The 16,978-nt window shown below is 64.2% G+C and carries 20 protein-coding genes; 5 read left to right on the top strand and 15 right to left on the bottom strand.

Features of this window, described 5'->3' with window-relative positions:
• Positions 1-16 precede the first annotated feature (16 nt).
• On the top strand, positions 17-502 hold the full coding sequence (locus tag L1277_RS13805; RefSeq protein WP_253377197.1) for a MarR family winged helix-turn-helix transcriptional regulator: 486 nt from the start codon (positions 17-19) through the stop codon (positions 500-502).
• Positions 503-536: 34 nt separating this feature from the next.
• On the opposite strand, the gene L1277_RS13810 is transcribed toward L1277_RS13805, so the two are convergent.
• The 9 genes from L1277_RS13810 to L1277_RS13850 all read right to left on the bottom strand — a co-directional run bounded on the left by L1277_RS13810 (position 537) and on the right by L1277_RS13850 (position 7,709).
• Positions 537-1,136 (bottom strand): hypothetical protein, encoded by a 600-nt coding sequence (locus L1277_RS13810; RefSeq protein ID WP_253377198.1) that lies wholly within the window; start codon positions 1,134-1,136, stop codon positions 537-539.
• The gene (locus tag L1277_RS13815; protein WP_253377199.1) at positions 1,126-1,335 is read right to left on the bottom strand and encodes a hypothetical protein; all 210 of its coding nucleotides are present in this window, start codon (positions 1,333-1,335) and stop codon (positions 1,126-1,128) included. Before L1277_RS13815 ends, L1277_RS13810 begins: the two co-directional genes overlap by 11 nt.
• A 106-nt stretch (positions 1,336-1,441) precedes the next feature.
• Positions 1,442-2,533 carry an NYN domain-containing protein gene (locus tag L1277_RS13820; protein ID WP_253377200.1) on the bottom strand — a complete coding sequence of 364 codons (1,092 nt, stop codon included), beginning with the start codon at positions 2,531-2,533 and terminating at the stop codon, positions 1,442-1,444.
• Between the two features lie 69 nt (positions 2,534-2,602).
• Positions 2,603-2,899, bottom strand: a complete 297-nt coding sequence (locus tag L1277_RS13825; protein WP_253377201.1) for a DUF503 domain-containing protein — start codon at positions 2,897-2,899, stop codon at positions 2,603-2,605.
• A gap of 30 nt (positions 2,900-2,929) precedes the next feature.
• Entirely contained in the window at positions 2,930-3,622 is a 693-nt protein-coding gene (locus tag L1277_RS13830) for a GH25 family lysozyme (RefSeq protein WP_253377202.1), read from the bottom strand.
• Positions 3,623-3,763: 141 nt separating this feature from the next.
• Positions 3,764-4,594 (bottom strand): VOC family protein, encoded by an 831-nt coding sequence (locus L1277_RS13835; protein WP_253377203.1) that lies wholly within the window; start codon positions 4,592-4,594, stop codon positions 3,764-3,766.
• A 141-nt stretch (positions 4,595-4,735) separates the two neighbouring features.
• The gene (locus L1277_RS13840; protein WP_253377204.1) at positions 4,736-6,544 is read right to left on the bottom strand and encodes a DEAD/DEAH box helicase; all 1,809 of its coding nucleotides are present in this window, start codon (positions 6,542-6,544) and stop codon (positions 4,736-4,738) included.
• 35 nt (positions 6,545-6,579) lie between these two features.
• Complete coding sequence (locus L1277_RS13845) at positions 6,580-7,308, bottom strand: hypothetical protein (RefSeq protein ID WP_253377206.1); 729 nt, start codon at positions 7,306-7,308, stop codon at positions 6,580-6,582.
• Between the two features lie 77 nt (positions 7,309-7,385).
• A complete protein-coding gene (locus L1277_RS13850) occupies positions 7,386-7,709 on the bottom strand; it encodes a hypothetical protein (RefSeq protein ID WP_253377208.1) in 324 nt (107 codons plus the stop codon).
• Positions 7,710-8,143: 434 nt separating this feature from the next.
• On the opposite strand from L1277_RS13850, the gene L1277_RS13855 reads away from it, so the two are divergent.
• Both L1277_RS13855 and msrA read left to right on the top strand, forming a co-directional pair.
• Entirely contained in the window at positions 8,144-8,749 is a 606-nt protein-coding gene (locus L1277_RS13855; RefSeq protein WP_253377209.1) for a nitroreductase family deazaflavin-dependent oxidoreductase, read from the top strand.
• Positions 8,750-8,867: 118 nt separating this feature from the next.
• The gene (gene msrA, locus L1277_RS13860) at positions 8,868-9,389 is read left to right on the top strand and encodes a peptide-methionine (S)-S-oxide reductase MsrA (protein ID WP_253377211.1); all 522 of its coding nucleotides are present in this window, start codon (positions 8,868-8,870) and stop codon (positions 9,387-9,389) included.
• A gap of 64 nt (positions 9,390-9,453) precedes the next feature.
• Here msrA and L1277_RS13865 read toward each other — a convergent pair whose 3' ends face one another.
• The 3 genes from L1277_RS13865 to L1277_RS13875 all read right to left on the bottom strand — a co-directional run bounded on the left by L1277_RS13865 (position 9,454) and on the right by L1277_RS13875 (position 11,161).
• Complete coding sequence (locus L1277_RS13865; protein WP_253377213.1) at positions 9,454-10,179, bottom strand: DUF72 domain-containing protein; 726 nt, start codon at positions 10,177-10,179, stop codon at positions 9,454-9,456.
• Between the two features lie 134 nt (positions 10,180-10,313).
• On the bottom strand, positions 10,314-10,814 hold the full coding sequence (locus L1277_RS13870; RefSeq protein ID WP_253377215.1) for an SRPBCC domain-containing protein: 501 nt from the start codon (positions 10,812-10,814) through the stop codon (positions 10,314-10,316).
• Complete coding sequence (locus L1277_RS13875; protein ID WP_253377217.1) at positions 10,811-11,161, bottom strand: helix-turn-helix transcriptional regulator; 351 nt, start codon at positions 11,159-11,161, stop codon at positions 10,811-10,813. Before L1277_RS13875 ends, L1277_RS13870 begins: the two co-directional genes overlap by 4 nt.
• 464 nt (positions 11,162-11,625) lie before the next feature.
• Here L1277_RS13875 and L1277_RS13880 point away from each other — a divergent pair, with 464 nt between their 5' ends.
• Positions 11,626-13,401: a DUF222 domain-containing protein gene (locus L1277_RS13880; protein ID WP_253377218.1), complete on the top strand. Its 1,776-nt coding sequence runs from the start codon at positions 11,626-11,628 to the stop codon at positions 13,399-13,401.
• Here L1277_RS13880 and L1277_RS13885 read toward each other — a convergent pair whose 3' ends face one another.
• The gene (locus L1277_RS13885) at positions 13,402-13,977 is read right to left on the bottom strand and encodes a TetR/AcrR family transcriptional regulator (protein WP_253377220.1); all 576 of its coding nucleotides are present in this window, start codon (positions 13,975-13,977) and stop codon (positions 13,402-13,404) included.
• A gap of 17 nt (positions 13,978-13,994) precedes the next feature.
• A complete protein-coding gene (locus tag L1277_RS13890; protein WP_253377221.1) occupies positions 13,995-14,681 on the bottom strand; it encodes a ribonuclease H in 687 nt (228 codons plus the stop codon).
• Between the two features lie 151 nt (positions 14,682-14,832).
• On the opposite strand from L1277_RS13890, the gene ligD reads away from it, so the two are divergent.
• The gene (gene ligD, locus L1277_RS13895) at positions 14,833-15,897 is read left to right on the top strand and encodes a non-homologous end-joining DNA ligase (RefSeq protein ID WP_253377223.1); all 1,065 of its coding nucleotides are present in this window, start codon (positions 14,833-14,835) and stop codon (positions 15,895-15,897) included.
• On the opposite strand, the gene L1277_RS13900 is transcribed toward ligD, so the two are convergent.
• Positions 15,894-16,946 (bottom strand): ATP-dependent DNA ligase, encoded by a 1,053-nt coding sequence (locus L1277_RS13900; RefSeq protein ID WP_253377225.1) that lies wholly within the window; start codon positions 16,944-16,946, stop codon positions 15,894-15,896. The genes ligD and L1277_RS13900 overlap by 4 nt on opposite strands.
• Positions 16,947-16,978 lie beyond the last annotated feature (32 nt).

A 16,978-nucleotide genomic window follows, 5' to 3' on the forward strand; every position in this document is an offset into this window, starting at 1 on the left:
GCCGTAGGCTGAAGCTATGCAGAATGCTCCCGCCGCCGCCGAATCACGGGCCCTCGACTCTCTGGAACTTGCGGTCGCGCTCATGGATATTTCGGCGGACGTGCGTCGCAAGTCGCACGAAGGAACCGGCGTTCCCGTCCTCTCGAATGCGGCGTTCGATATCGTCCGTGTCGTCGAGAGCAATCCGGGCATCACCGTGGCTGAACTCGCGGCCCGGCTCGGCCGGCAGCTGAGCAACGTCAGCACCCAGCTCAAGGAACTGGTCATCCGCGGGTTGATCACGCGTCGGCACGATCCGGCCGACAAGCGATATGTCGCCTTGCACCCCACGGCGGAATCCCTTGGCATCAAGACAGTCCTCGAAACCGCCTGGTCGGACGCGGTCAGCAAGGCGGCCGCCCAGTTGAGCGATGAAGAACGTGACCAGATCCAGGCCAGCATTCCGGCTCTTCGGCACCTCGCCGAGGTTCTCGGTCGTGACGCGGACCGCTCAGCCTCGTAACGTCGCTGGGCCGTCCGTGATCGGGCTCGGGTCCTCAGTTCTCGGCAGCGGCGGGCCCACCAGTCTCGGCGAAACCACCGTCGACAGGGGAAGGTTCGACGAGCCGGGCGAGCAACCAGCCCGCGGGAATCAGCGCCGTTCCGAGCGGCGCAAGAGCTCCAAGCAACGGCACGAGCAGGGACAGGATGTCGCGTTCAACGCCGCTTGGCGGAACCCGCTCGACGAAGTGCAGGCTTTGGTCGAGGGTCGCGAGCGCAATGAGCATCACTCCCACCATGACCGTAACCCGCGCGCTCAGCCGGGGCGGCAGCTTCGACGGCTCGGCATCGGCCGACTCGATCTCCTCGACGCGTCGAGGGTGTGCGAGCCGCCCCGCGACGATCGAGGCCGCCAGGAAGCCAGCGCCGAGCGGAACGGTCAGCCCGAGGAGATAGGTCAGGCTCCAGATCGGCCAACTGACTGCCAGATCCTGCCCACCGACGGCGTTTGTTCCTCGCACCAGGGCTACCACTCCGAAACTGCCGACGATGATCAGGGCAACGCCCAGCCAGAACCCGCGCCGCGGATCCAGCCAGGTCGCCGCACCGATGTGGACAGAAGGTGAACCGGCTCGCCGCGGGGGGTCAGTGGACATGTCGGTCCTCAACGGGGTCGAGCTCGTCGAGCGCCACCGCCGTCTGCAGCTTCTTGTCGTCGGTGTATGCATTGAGCGCCCGGGTCGCGGCGAGTATCAACCGTATGAGCAGAACGGCGAACGTCACAACAAGAGCAAAAACAACGATCAGGTAGACGATCCAGCCGATATTCATTCCGAGATCCAATCCGAGGGGCATGTCCCGAAGCTAGCGGCAACCGCAGCGTTGCACCAGAGCCCTTTCCACGGGTCGAGCTGCTGAACCGGTTCCCCGGTTCAGCAGCATCGTTCGATGTCGGCAGAACCTATCGGTCCGAGAGCGACGGCACCAGTCGGACCAGTCGCGCCGTGCTCGTCTCGTCGATCTCGGCGACCGTGTCCCGGGACTTCACGAAGTCCGAGAACGTCCGGAAACCCAGGGCCTTCTCGCTGAAGTACGGGTCCATCCGCTTCATCTGGGTTTTCACATTTGAGCTGTGGAGCCAGTCGGCGTCGTCCTTTTCGTGACCGAGTCGCAGTGCACGCTCGAGGAGCCCGGTGGCGACTTCCTGCGGATCCGGCTCGGCCTCCTGCTCCTCTTCCTCAATCGGGTCTGGCGCGGCCGCGCGCCTCGACGCACGCCGCCGAGGCGGGGCGGGCGGCAGGTCCGGTCCAGAGAACACGAGAGCGGTGGCCGGAAGCGGCGCCTGCGCTGTGTCGGAATCGACAGCATCCGTCTCGGTGGACACCGCATCGGTGGGCGTCTTCTTCGACCGCGACGCGCGCTTGGGTGCGGCGGCCTTCTCCGGCTGCGGCGTTTCACTCACGGTCGCGGGAGGAATCGGCTTCACACCGGGAAGCGCGTCATAGGTCGCGAACTCGTCACACGCCGCAGCGAGTGAGCGGCTCGTCGATCCCGCGACGCCGATGCCGACCACGTACCGGCCGAGGCGCTTGCAGCGCTGGGCCAGCGCGATGTAGTCGGAGTCGCCGGCCACGATGATCACGTGGGTCAGGTCGGGGAGGCGGAACATGTCTTCGACGGTGTCAACCGCAAGCCGGATGTCTGCGCCGTTCTTCGCGTATGCGGCGGCAGGGAACAACTGAACCAGGTCGACAGCACGACTGACCAGCTGGCCCCGGTAATCGGCGTTGAAAGGTGCCGACCAGTCGGCGTATGCACGGGTCAGCACGAGGGTGCCGAACGACGAGGCGAAGTCGATGATCGCGCCGACGTCGACCGTTGCGCGACTGAGCTTCTCGGCGATCTCGGGGTTGGAGTCACGGTCGGCCGCGCTGAAGCCGCGGGCGCGGTCGCGCATGAACTGGCTGCGACCGTGCACCTGGTCGTAGCGCGAGATCACAATGTTGTCGAAGTCGATGTAGACAGCGACCCGAGAATCGACGGGTTCAGGCATGAGGGGCTCTTCTCGATGTAGGCGTGTTCCCAGTCTGGTCGGTCGACGCTCAACGCGCCAAAACCGTCGTCACTCGTCGTCGGAGGTTGAGAGCCGCCGGCGCGCCGAGAGCAGCTCTATTTCCGGCCGTCCGGCCACCGACCGTTCGATCGCATCGAGCACGTCGACGGCGTGGCGTTGGTCGGGCGAGACGACAGCCACCCCGATCGCCGCCCGACGGTGCAGGTCGAGATGATCGACCTCAGCGACGCTGACGTGGAAATGGTGCTGTAGGTCGGCCACAATCGGCCGAATCACCGAGCGCTTCTCCTTGAGCGAGCGCACGTCTCCCAGCAGAATGTCGAATTCGATCCATCCGATCCACATTCCTTCAGAATGCCAGATGGCGAGCGGATGTCACTGGGTCGCGGCCCGCAAATCATCCAACGACCCGGCAAACACGTTCATATCGATGAACTCTTCGTCGCCGTCATAGCCGGGCAGGCGATCACGGCTCGAGTACTGCCACATGGTCCAGTCTCGGCCGTCGGGCAGTGTCGGTTCTGAGGCGATCGAGCGGATCCAGATCGGGTTGTCCGGGTAGTGGTCCTGCAGGTATCGGTCGTATGACTTTTGGGTCGCGTAGATGATCGGCGGAACCCCGTAGTGCTCCTCGAGCGCGGCGAGCAGGGGATCGAGAATGTCCCGAACGGTTGCGCGACTCGGCGGGTTGTCGAAGAAATCGCCGTAGTATTCGAGGTCGACCGTGACGGGCAGCGTTCCTTCCTCGGCGGGTACGGTGTCGATGACGTTCTGCGCCTGGGTCTCGCCGGCGCTCTCGAAGCTCATGAAATGATAGGCGCCCACCACGAGGTCCGTGTCGCGTGCGCCGGCCCAGTTCGCCTCGAACCGGGAGTCCTGGGAGCCGGATCCCTCGGTCGATTTGATGATGGCGAAGTCGATGTCCTCGGTGCCGAGGACCTCCCAGTCGATGGTTCCCTGGTAGGCCGACACGTCGACCCCGCGCACCGCATAGCTGCCGGCCACGCCGCGCGTCGGCCACAGCACGCCCGAGGCGAACAGCCCGGCGACGACGGCTGCAGCGACCACGAGTGCGGTTGCAGCGAGCAGTACGTAGCGTCGGCGTGGGCGTGGGCGTGGGCGAGGGGGTCGGCGTGGGCGTGGGTGTGGCTGCGGGTGCGGGGGGGTATCGGTGATCACCCCTCACCGTCTCACATTCGTGCACGAGCATCAGGCAGGCGCCCGGAATTCGCTCAGCACAAGTTCGGCGCCCTGCGGGTCACGAATTGTGACCAGGGCCGCCCAGGTGTGTTCGAAGCTGCGCAGTATGGTCGCCCCGAGCGATTCAGCGCGGGCGGCACTGTCGTCCCGGTCGGCGACGCTCACGGTGACCTGCCAGTGAGGAGCGTCCGTGTCCGCGGCGCTCATGTTGCCGATCACGTCTGCGAAGCCCGGGGGAGCGTCTGATTGCCGGGCGAAGATATCGGGGTCGGCTGTCGCCGCGAGGTGCTGGCCGTATCCGGGCACCGCGATCATGCCGCCGAAGCCGGGACCGAAGGCCAGGTACGTCCAGCCGAAGACCTCCGTGTAGAACGACTCGGCGGCCTCTCGGTTGGTGGTGAGGAGGTCGCTGAAGTTCCACGCTCCGGGCGTGTTCACCACCTGGGCTCCGAGTCGTCGGTAGGGCTGCCATAACCGAAACTCCGCGCCCTGCGGGTCACGGCAGGTGGCGGTCCTGCCCCCGGGTCCTGCATCTTCGGGCGGGGACGTCACCATTCCGCCTGCCTCGGCGACCGTGGCCGCCGAGGAATCGGCATCCGTCACCGCAAAATAGGTGTTCCAGGCTGAAGAACCGCCGTTCGCACGTGAGCCGATCGCCGCGACGTCCTGGCCGTCGAGCTGCGCGATGAAATATGAGCTGGGAGCGTCGTCGGGCATCACCGATGTGAAGGTCCAGCCGAGCAGCTTGCCATAAAAGTTGCGAGCGGCCGCCGTGTCGGGTTGTTCGGTATCGATCCAGCAGGAGACGCCGTGCGGATAGGTGCGCGGAATGTTCGTCATCACAACCTCCGGTTTCGGGCGGACGAGATGCCGACCGTTTCCCGGTCAGGCTAGTCCTCGCCACCGACGGCCGGAAGGTACGACGGAAAACACCATCGCCCTCCGCTGGAGCAGCGGAGGGCGACGATGTGTATGCCGGATTTAGTAGCGCGGCTTGCGCGTATCGTCGCGTCGAGCCGAGGCCTTGCGGTCGGGCTTCAGCTCGATGAGCTTGCCGCTAATGCGGGTCTCGCGCAGCTTGTCGAGCGTCTCGGGGGAGAGATTCGCTGGCAACTCGACAATCGAGAAGTCGGGAAGGATCTTGATCCCGCCGAAGTCTTCGCGACTGAGTCCACCCTCGTTGGCCAGGGCGCCGACGATCTGGCGTGGCTCTACCTTCTGGCGCTTGCCCACCTCGATGCGGTACGCCGACAGCTGCTGGTCACTCGACCGTGGCCGACGTTCGGGTCGCTCACCCCGCGGTGCCCGGTCGCCGCGGTCGCCGCGGTCACCACGGTCGTTGCGACCCGGACGATCGTTGCGGTCTCCGCGGGCGGCACGGTCATCGCGCTCGATGCGCTCCCGATCGCGACGCTGGGCGCGTTCGTCTTCGGCAGTGAGCAAGAGCGGCGATTCGCCCTGCGCCACGATGGCGAGTGCGGCCGCGACATCGGCTTCCGGTACGTCGTGGTGCTTGACGTAGTGGCCGATGATCTCGCGGAATGCTTCGATGCGCTCGTTGTTGCTGAGCGCCTCGGTGATGGCGTCATCGAACCGTGCGAGGCGCGTGACGTTGACGTCTTCGACGCTCGGCAGCTGCATCTGGGTCAGCGGCTGGCGGGTCGCCTTCTCGATGGCGTTGAGCAGTCGACGCTCGCGCGGCGTGACGAAGCTGATCGCCGCACCGCTGCGTCCGGCGCGGCCGGTGCGGCCGATGCGGTGCACGTACGACTCGGTGTCAATCGGAATGTCGAAGTTGACCACGTGGCTAATGCGCTCCACGTCGAGGCCGCGGGCCGCGACGTCCGTTGCGACGAGAATGTCGAGCTTGCCCGACTTGAGCTGCTCGACGGTGCGCTCGCGCTGCGCCTGCTGTACGTCACCGTTGATCGCTGCTGCGGCGTATCCGCGAGCGCGGAGCTTCTCGGCGAGCGTCTCGGTTTCGTTCTTGGTGCGGGTGAAGACAATCATGCCCTCGAAGTTCTCGACCTCGAGGATGCGCGTAAGAGCGTCGACCTTCTGTGGGTACGACACCATCAGGTACCGCTGCGTGGTGTTCGCCGAGGTCGTCGTCTTGTTCTTGACGGTGATCTCTTCGGGGTCGTGCAGGTACTTCTTGGAGATCCGACGGATTTGGGCCGGCATTGTCGCCGAGAACAGGGCGACCTGCTTGTCGTCCGGGGTGTCGGCGAGGATCGTCTCAACGTCTTCCGCGAAGCCCATCTTGAGCATTTCATCGGCTTCGTCGAGGACGAGGTACTTGAGCTCGGACAGGTCGAGCGTTCCCTTGTCCAGGTGGTCCATGATGCGGCCGGGAGTACCGACGACAACGTGGACACCGCGACGAAGAGCCGACAGCTGAACGCCGTAACCCTGTCCGCCGTAGACCGGGAGAACGTGAACGCCGCGCATTCCGGTCGCGTAGCTCTCGAATGCTTCACAGACCTGGAGTGCGAGCTCGCGGGTCGGTGCGAGCACGAGTGCTTGCGGGCTCTTTTGCGACATGTCGAGGCGGGAGAGGATCGGCAAGGCGAAAGCCGCCGTCTTTCCGGTGCCGGTCTGTGCGAGGCCAACGACGTCACGTCCTTCGAGAAGGACGGGAATGGTTGCTGCCTGGATCGCGGAGGGGGTTTCGTAGCCGACGGCCTTGAGGCCTTTGAGAACTGAGTCACTCAGTCCAAGATCGGAAAATGTAAGAGCTTCGCGGGCAGTTTCTGCCTCGCTTAGCGTCGTCGTGTCAGAAGACGTCATAGGTTCAACGGTAGCCCCTCTTGGGGTGTGCTGCGTCAGGCAGCGGCCGTGATGATGGGTGGGGCCGGAGCAAAAGTGTCGAACGCGGCCGAGCCGATCATGAAGATACCGCGTTGGGGCATCCAGAAATCTCCGAGTTTGTCCTGCTCAGTCAGCTTCTTCACTATTCCGAAGTCGGTGCCGAAGGCCTCTGCCGTGCTGTCCTCAACGAACCAAATTCGCTTGGGGCTGGCGAAGAACCGCTGAGCATTCGGTGTCGTTCCGGTTAGCGCGATCCGGCCGGCGCCGAGCGCGGGGCCGGCGACGGCTCCCATTCCACGGAGGAATGCCGCGCTGCGCCATCCCACTCTTGGGATCAGCCGCATGGCGCCGGTCATCAGCCGAGTGATCGGGCGCGCGGCGAGAGTGACCCGCCAGGTCAAATTCACGTCGTCGCCGATGTGAACGACGAAGCGCCGCTCGTCGCTCCACTCGATCGAGATGGAATGAACCGACGAGTGCGAAAGAGCGTTGCCGAAATAGCGCGGACAGGAGACGTCAGGTGGGACGTTGGTATAAATCGTCCACTCACCGTTCGGGGCGCGCAGCCATACGGACGTGTAACCGGGGCCAACCGACGTGAACGGAAAACGACGGAGCCCAAGAACATAGCCGGAGGAGAACGGCAAACTCATGACGCCGTATCCGGCGAATCGCTCGTTCGTTCCCGGCGGCAGCGCACCGTGTTGCTCGACACGCGTTGTGAGAGATCGAAGGTCTTGCATGTGATCACACTCCACAGATTGTGGTCACTCTAGGCTTGGCCTCGGTCAGCGGCAAGGGCCCATGAATCGGCGCCGAACTAAAGCTGCATCCAGAAAACGCCCAATGAACCGAATGCGGGGCTCAGCACACCGACCACCAAGACAAGAACGACCGCAAGCAGGAGCCAGAGCCACCAGCGCCCTCGGACGTTGGCGACGGCGAGCCCGAGGAAAACCGGAATGCTCACCTCAACCAGGACGAGCGCGAGTACCGCGCCGGTCAGAGGAGAGAGGTAGGAGAAGGCGACGAACAGGCTCGGAGCGATCGAAGCCAGCGTGGCGAGGACCCCGATGATGCCGATCGCCCAGGCGAGGATGATCTGCATGAGGCGAGAAGTGGTCACGGCGGCTTGCGCTGGCATGGCACGATGCTAGCGGCTGCTCGGTCACAACCGGTCACTGTCGCGCTGCTCGGTCGAATGCGGCGGCAAAACGTCGACTTTTCTCGCCCATTTCGACTGAGCAACGGTTCGCGTCGCCACTAGTGACGGAGCAACGGCGCACGTCGCCACCAATGGCGGAGCGACGATGCTGAGTCGCCGTTCGTGGCGGAGCAACAGTGCATGTCGCTGTTCGTGCCCCACGTTCGCGGCTGGCATGGCACGATGCTAGCGGGTGCTCGGTCACAAATGGTCAGTGTCGTGCTGCTCGGTCGAATGCGGCGGCAAAGCATTGATTTTTCTCGCCCATTTCGACTGAGCAACGGTTCGCGTCGCCACTAGTGACGGAGCAACGGCGCACGTCGCCATTAGTGACGGAGCGACGATGCCGGGTCGCCGTTCCTGACGGAGCAACGGTGCCGGGTCGCCGCTTCGTGGCCGAGCATGCGGCAATCGTGACGGCGCGCGCGAAACCTGCCCTCGTTGCATCCGCCTGGAAGGGTCAGAATGGTGCCATGCCGACCGTCACCCAGATTGTCCGCCGCGTGATCGCGCCACTGAGCCGTACCCGAGCCTTCCGCGCGATCGGGCCGAAAGCGTTGCCGCCGTTCGAACGGCTCCTCACCCGCGTCACCGGGGGCAAGGTGCAGGTCAGCGGGCTGCTTGTGCCGTCGCTCATCCTCTCTACGGCGGGGGCCCGAACCGGTGAACAGCGCGAGTCCCCGCTCATGTACACGCCGGACGGCCACGGGCGTGCCCTGGTCGCCGGCACCAGTTTTGCGCGAGAGAAGCACCCAGCCTGGACCTACAACTTAATGAAGAATGCGGATGCCATCATCACCGTAAAAGGACGACGCCTGTCGGTACGCGCGACGTTGATCGACGACGAGGGTGAGCGCGAAGCGGCATGGCAGCGCATCGAGCGGCAGTGGCCCGGGTATCGCGGATACGAACGAGACTCCGGTCGGCGGGTGCGGATCTTCCGACTCCAGCCGGTGAAGGAACTTCGACCGGGGGAGTGATGATGCCCAACGCGAGATCGACCCGGTTCACGGCTCACGCTCAGGTAACGGGGAACAGGGTGGACGTCGCACGCGTTCTTCTTTTTCGGCAGACTGTTTTGAGACAAGGGAGCCACACATGACGAACACAACACAGACCGCGATCCTCGCCGGTGGATGTTTCTGGGGAGCCCAGGAGCTGCTGCGCAAGCGACCCGGAGTGATCTCCACGCGCGTCGGCTATTCCGGCGGCGACACTCCGAACGCCACCTACCGCAACCACGGTACCCACGCTGAGTCGGTTGAGGTGGTCTTTGACCCCGAGCAGATTTCGTACCGCGACATTCTCGAGTTCTTCTTCCAGATCCACGACCCGTCGACAAAGAACCGTCAGGGCAACGACGTCGGGATGAGCTACCGTTCCGCCATCTTCTACCTCGACGATGAGCAGAAGCGCGTGGCGCTCGACACGATCGCCGACGTGGATGCGTCAGGGCTGTGGCCGGGCCCGGTGGTGACCGAGGTCACCGCAGCCGGCCCGTTCTGGGAGGCCGAGGAGGAGCACCAGGACTACCTCGAGAAGTACCCGAACGGTTACACCTGCCACTTCGTGCGTCCGGGATGGAAGCTTCCGCACCGTGAGGCGGAGACCGTCTCCTAAGTGGCACTCATGGAACGCCGTGGCTTTGCGCCACGGCGTTTCGTCGTTCTGCGGGCACCCCGCCTTAGCCGATGAGCGACCGAAGAGTGTCGGCGTTTCGCACGGCGTTGCCTTCGCCGTCGTTGTTGAAGTAGACGTATACCTCAGTGCCCGTGTCGCGCCACTCACGAATCCGGTCTGCCCACCAGGTCAGGTCAGAGTCGGAATAGGAACCGCCGTAGAGCCAGTTGTGGTCAGGCCCATGCAGCCGGACGTAGGCGATCGGTCCGGTCACCCGCAAGACGCAGGGCAGGTTCGCGCCGCTCATCACACAGTAAGCGGCGCGGTGCGCCTCGAGAATTCGAAACACCCGCTCGTCGTGCCAGCTCGGGTGACGAAACTCGACAGCGACGGGGATCCAATCGGGAAGACGCGCCAGAAAGTAATCGAGACGCGCATCATCCCGCTCGAGCGATGGCGGCAATTGAACAAGAAGTACCGCCCGCTTGTCCCCGAGCTCGTGCCAGCCGCTCGCGATTCGCTCGATCCAGGCCTCCGGCGCGTACAGCTGCTTCCCGTGAGTGAGCCCGCGCGGTGCCTTCACCGAGAGTCGAAATCCGGGCGGCAGACGCCGACGCCAGCTTGCAAACGACGAGTCCCGTGGCCAGCGATAGAAGCTGGCGTTGAGCTCGACGGTCTCGAACCGGCTCACGTAGTGGCTGAGGCGGTGCCACCGGGGGAGCCCGGGTGGGTAGAGAACGCCATCCCAGTGCTCGTAGCTCCAGCCAGACGTGCCGATGTGAATGCCCATCCGACCTCCGCCCCGTCGCACTCAGGTTAGCCCTGTTGTCGTTATCCCATTGCCGGTGAGTTGTGGGAGACGCCCAGCGGAGAACAGCCGGGAACGAGGCGGTAGCGAGACTCTCGCTACCGCCTCACGGTCGGCTATCGGGAGACTGGGGACTCCGCGAGGATCCCGTCGATCTGGCCCAGAGCCTGGGCCATGCCCTCTTCCATACCCATCTTGATCATTTCGTCGAGCTGCTCAGCGCTTCTAAACGTGTTAACCACCGTCATTCGAGTGCCACGGTCGGAGGCTTCCAAGGTGACCACGCAGACCGCGACGTCCGTCACGTCGATCGGGTCCCCCTTGTCGTCGGCAAAGCCGTCCTGGAACTCCAGCCGGCGCGGAGCATCCACCGCCGTGATTCTCCACCACCCTCGAGGTTTCGCTCCTTCCGGAGTGGTCATGTAATAACGTGCCTCGCCACCGGCCGAGAACTCGAGCGTCTCGAACGTCGCCGGGTAGTCGGGTGGTCCCCACCACCGCTCGAGCTGCCGAGGGTCTTCCCACAGTTGCCACACCCGCTCAACGTCGGCGTCGAACTCGGTGGTGAAGGTCAGGGTGAGGTTGTCGACATCCTTGTGTGAATCGAGAAGAGTCACGTGTCGCTTCCTTTCTCAGTCTCGGAGAGAATCTCCCCGATACGACTGGCACGCTCGTGCCAGATCTGTTCATAGGCGTCGAGCAGCTCTGCTGCCCGGCGAAGCGTCTCGGAGTTTCCGTGCACAATCTGCTCCCGTCCTCGACGCTCCTTAGTGACCAACGTTGCGCGTTCCAAAACAGCGACGTGTTTCTGCACCGCGGCAAAGCTCATGTCGTAGTGCCGTGCGAGGTCAGAAACCGACTGCTCGCGCCGCAGTATTCGCTCGACGATGTCGCGACGGGTCGCATCTGCCAGAGCCTGAAAGATGCGATCCACCGCGGAGTCACTCAACTGATATACAACCATTTGGTTGTACGTTAGCATCGCGCCTCGCTTCCCACCAGACCCCAATTCATTTCATTTTTTCCCAGCGGATGACACGCTGCAGCGGCCGCGCCATCCCACCTTCTTCCTTCGCTGCCCAGACCGCCCGGCTCGCCTCCCTCACCGCCCAGACCTGCGGCTCGTCTACTCCGCCACGCGGGTCGCCGCCTCCTTCTTCTCTTCCTCGCTCGGCGCCACATCCAGCCCAATCAACGCTGACGCCCTAACCGCATCTAGCCGCCGCCAAGACTTCGCTGCCCATTCATCTATCCATCGCAAAGATGGTGGAGGAAAGGGCGCAAATGCGCGGCAATCTCGGCCCTGGGGCGGCACGCCTGTGCGCTCCAAGCACGCCTCGAGGGTGAAACATGGGCTTGCTTCATAAAGATTTGTTCGAATACACTTTCGAATTCGGAGAATCTGAGATACAATCAAGTATGGCAAGGATGTCTGAGCAAATCCGAGAGGTCGCATCGTCTGTGTGCGACCAGATCGCTCAGTGCGAGTCCTCGGCAGATGCCTCGCTCGACTCCGTGCCGCTCTCCCTTCTCCTCGACCAGGCATCGAACGCTGACCTTGAGACCCTGCTCCATAATGCGGCCCGCGCGAAGTCCGAACTGGATGTCGTCCTTGCCGCCGGTGCCGGCGTCATCGCGAAACGGTCGAGTAGTGAACTCGGCCACTCGGGCTGGGCTCAGTCCACCGGTGATCGAACGGCGGTCAACCTTCTTCAGCGGCTCACCGGGTCAACGAAGTCGGAGGCGTTCCGCCAAATCCGGCTCGGTGAGGCCATGGGTGAGGCTGACGCCGCGACCAATCCGATCGGGTTGCCGCCAATCGGTACGCCAACCAGTCCGGATCCCACGCTCGAGCCCCTGATTGATCCGGAGGGGAACCATGAGGTCGGTCCAGACCCCGAGGCGCCCCCTCACGTGATCGCTTTGCGCCCCGCGCCGGTTGTGCCGTGGCACGAGCCTCTCACCAGAGCCGTGCACGACGGTGTCATCCGATCAGAGGCCGTGACCATCATCATGCGCGGACTCGGTAAGCCTGACGACCGCGTGAGCGACGACATGCTGCGCAGCGCCGCCCGCGAGATCATTTCCGAGGCAGAGGGAGTTAATGCTGATGAGCTGGGCGTCCGTGCGCGGCACCTCCGTGATCGCATCGATCCTGCCGGGGTTGAGGTGCGTTGGACCCAGCGATATGAGAATCGGAAGTGGCGATTCGGTCGTGCGGAGGATGGCACGAAGAACGCCTACATCTCGTTTGACGAGGAGGGTGCCGCGTGGATGGAGTCAATCGTGGGCGCTGCCATGCGCCCACGCCGTGGTGGTCCTCGGTTCGTCGACCCGGTGGAAGCCGAGAAGGCCGAAATGCTTCGACTGGACAGTCGGAGCAACGATCAGATCGTTTACGACATCCTGATGGCCGCGATGAAGACCGGCGTTCAGGCCGACCCGAGCACGACGTACGGGTCACGACAGCCGGGTATCCGCGTCGTCATGACTGAGGAGGGTCTGGAGAACCGTGTTCCCGACGAGGATGGTTCCGAGTATCTGGTCGGCACTGGCTACTTTGAGGACAGCAAGGACGCGGTACCCGGCAGCATGGTTGAGAAGCAAATCTGTATCTCCGGAATCTCACCGATTCTCATGGATACAAGCGGGACGATTCTCGACGTGGGCCGAGAACAGCGACTGCACACGGCAAAACAGAGAGTTGCTATGGCAGTACGAGACGGCGGATGCCGGATCGAGGGGTGCGATTGCCCGCCGTCGATGACCGAGGCTCATCACATCAACGAATGGGTGGCGCACGAAGGCCGCACCGACCTCGCGGACGGCATCCTGATGTGTCCGTTCCACCACACGATGGTCCACGTCAAGAAATACCGAATCGTTCGCATTGAGGGTGACTATTGGGCGGTGCCGCCGCCTGGAGTCGACGGCGAGCGGGTGAGGGTGCGAATGCCGTCAAAGTCACCGCTCGAGAAAGAACGACTTCGAAAGCGTGCCGTCGCTGCAGCGCAGAACGCCGCCGAGGCCGCGAGCCGCGTAACGGTCAGGGCCCTGACCGAGTCAGATGGCATGGCCGAAGGCAGCGGCGGTGGCCGAAGGGTGGGGGAGAACTCCGTCGATCCGCCACCGAGTCGATCCACCACCGAGCCTGACCGGAACGGACTGAGCGGACTGAGCGGCCTAGCTGGCTTAGCTGGCTAGCTAGTGACCGACCCGGCCGAAAAGGAACGACGCGGAGACTCGAACGGCGTCGTCGACGGTGGCACCCATTTCCTTCGGCAGGGCGCCCTGCAGCCACAGTGTTGCGAAACCGTGGACAAATGCCCAGGCGCTGACATTGGTCAGGATGGTATCTCCGCCTCGACGTTCCGGGGGAAGCGACGCGACACCGCGGAACAACGCCGACCGGCTTCGGTTGCGTGCCGTGACCAGAGCCGGGTCATCGTTGTGGAAGAGATCGGGGCGGAACATGACCTCGAAGTGAGCTTCATGGTCGACGGCGAACCGCACGTAGGCGACGCTGAGCTCCACGAAATCGCTTGCCGGTTCTACCTGGCCGAGTTCATCCGCCAGCAGTGTGTAGCCCTCGGTGGCCACCGCGGTGAACAGACCTTCCTTGTCGCCGAAGTGGTGCGCGGGGGCGGCGTGAGACACGCCGATCCGGCGGGCCAGGTCTCGCAGGCTCACGGCGGCTGGACCAGCGTCGCTGATGACATCTACCGCGGCGTCGATTACGGCTTTCCTCAGGTCACCGTGGTGGTACGGGCGGTCGCTCACCGGGTTCTCCTGTTCTCTCAAATCAGGTCGCGGAGGAAGTCCTCGACGCTGACCCCTTTTTGCCGGGCTCGCTCCTGCAGGCGAATGTTTTCGGCCGCGCTCAGGGACAGGGTAACCGTGTGCCACTGGGTGCCGCTCGCTTCCTCATCGAGATCGAAGAGGCTGGGCTCGAGGTCTTGCGGTGCGGGGGCGAGCAGATCGGGTGCGTCCGTTGTGACGGGAGCAGCAGCATCCGTGTCTCCGCCGGGAAAACCGGGACCGGACGGAATATCGCGACCGCGCTGGAACGCCTCGGCGACGGCGCGGGCGCGGGCGTCTGCGGCCTCATTGAGTTCGTGGCCGACGTGGCCCTTAACCCACTCGAACTTGTAGCGGCGCCCGGTGAGTTCCTGGTCCAGCTCCTTGAGCAGTTCGACGTTGAGCACGGGTTTGCCGTCACTCTTGCGCCAGCCCTTGGCCTTCCAGCCACGCATCCACTTGGTCACCGCGTTGATGACGTACTGGCTGTCACACATCACGAGCAGGTCATCGTCGACGTGTGCGGTCGCGCGGAACAACTCAAGCACAGCTTTCAGCTCGGCCTGGTTGTTGGTGGCATGCTTCCACCCGCCAGCACCCCATCGCTCGTCGTCGACGTACCAGGCCCACCCTGCGGGACCCGGATTGCCTAGTGCCGAGCCGTCAGCGGAGGCGGTGATCGTCATTCTGCCCTTTCAGTCGCGACCTGGCGTCGGGACTGATCAATCGTACCGATCAGCGCACCGCGACCCGGGCAGCGCCGTGGGGGAGTCGTAGGGGTTTCGAGCGGGAGCACAGGGGGTGCCGACAACTCGGCCGCGCCGCTAGGTTGGTCGCATGGCAACCGACGCAGTCGTCCTTTCCGTCAACGGGCCGTCCGGGACCCGCGACGTCCGCATTTCGAGCCCGGGTCGGGTTCTCTGGCCCGGGCCCGGCATCACCAAGCTCGACCTCGCGAAGTACATCGTGGAGGTCGGCGACGCGTTCCTGACGGCCAACGGCGACCGCCCGGTCTCACTGCAACGCTTTCCGGGTGGGATTGACGGCGAGCAGTTCTTCTCCAAGAACCCGCCCAAAGGGGCGCCGGAGTACGTGCGGGCCGTGACAGTCACCTACCCGAGCGGCCGCTCGCATCCCCAGGTTGTTCTCGACGAACCGGCAGCCGCCGTGTGGGCCGTCCAGATGAACACCGTGGTGTTTCACCCCTGGCCGTCGCTCGCCGGCAACTCGGATAACCCCGACCAGTTGCGCATCGACCTCGACCCACAGCCCGGCACCGACTTCGACGACGCAATTCCTGCCGCACTCGAGTTGCGGGAAGTCCTCGCCGAGGCCGGTCTCACCGCGTTCCTCAAAACCAGCGGCAACCGTGGCATCCACGTCTTCGCGCCGATCGAGCCCACCTGCGAGTTTCTCGACGTGAGACACGCGGTCATTGCGGCAGCCCGGGAGCTTGAGCGGCGGATGCCGGACCAGGTCACCACGAACTGGTGGAAAGAAGAACGCGGCAAGCGCATCTTCGTCGACTTCAATCAAGCCAATCGTGACCGCACGATGGCCGGTGCCTACAGCCCCCGGGCGCTCGCACACGCGTCGGTGTCGTGCCCCATCACCTGGGATGAAGTGGAGAAGGTCAGTCCGGCGGCGTTCACGATCGAGACGGTGCCTGAACGCCTGCGCACCATCGGCGACCCCTGGGCCGACTTCAGCGCGAAGCCCGGACGCATCGACACTCTCCTCGGCTGGTGGGAACGCGACGTGAAGAACGGACTCGGCGAGTTGCCGTTCCCACCCGACTTCCCCAAGATGCCCGGCGAGCCGCCACGCGTGCAGCCGAGTCGCAAGAACGCGGCCAACTGGGAGGGCGAAGAGAAGAACGAGAAAGCCGGGAAGCTCGACTAGGCCAGGACGTCGTCGAGGTCGTAGGCAATCGGTCGATCCAGCTGGTCGAAGGTGCACGACGTCGCTTCACGGTCCGGCCGCCAGCGCGCAAACTGCACGGTGTGCCGAAATCGCATGCCCTCCATCTGGTCGTACTGCACCTCAACGACTCGGGTCGGCTCGAGCGGCACAAACGAGACATCCTTCGAACCCGAGAACCGGCTCCGGTCGGTCTCGGCCGCAACGACATCGCCGTGAGCATCACGCTTCACGAGCGGTGCCAGTTCGTCGACCAATTCCAGCCGCCGGGCATTACTGAAAGCGGATGCTCCGCCCACGTTCTGAAGGACACCATCCTTCGTGTACAGCCCCAGCAGTAGCGAACCCACTCCGCTGCCACTCTTGTGAACGCGATACCCCACCACAACCACGTCAGCCGTGCGATGGTGTTTGATCTTCAGCATGAGGCGCTTGCCCGGTGCGTAGGCCGCGTTCAACGGTTTGGCAACGACACCATCGAGCCCTGCACCCTCAAACTCGATGAGCCAGCGCCGGGCCACGGTGACGTCGGTGGTCGTCGTTGTGAGATGAAACGGGTGCGGAAGATCACCGAAATGCTCGTCGAGCAACGCCCGTCGCTCGGCGAACGGCGTGTCGAGGAGCACCTCATCACCCCAGCCCAACAGGTCAAACGCCACAAACATCGCCGGTGTCGTCTCGGCGAGCAGAGTCACCCGGCTCGCAGCCGGGTGGATGCGTTGTGACAGCGCCTCCCAGTCGAGCTTCTGTGACCCCTCGGCACCCTGCGGAACCACAATCTCGCCGTCGAGAACGCAGGGTCCGGGCAACAGGCGGCGACAAGCATCCGTCAATTCAGGAAAATAGCGCGTGAGCATCTTCGACCCGCGACTGCCGATCTCGACGTTCTCGCCGTCGAAGTAGATGATGGCCCGAAACCCGTCCCACTTCGGCTCATAGCTCAGGCCGCCATCGACGCTGTCGGGCTCGGGCACAACCGCAACCGCCTTCGCGAGCTGCGGTGAGACGGGATGTGACGGCGAAAGTTCCATGGACCGATCCTGCCCGACTCTCGCGCTGTGCA

This window comes from Okibacterium sp. HSC-33S16 (genome assembly GCF_024171565.1).
Taxonomy (GTDB): Bacteria; Actinomycetota; Actinomycetes; order Actinomycetales; family Microbacteriaceae; genus Mycetocola_A.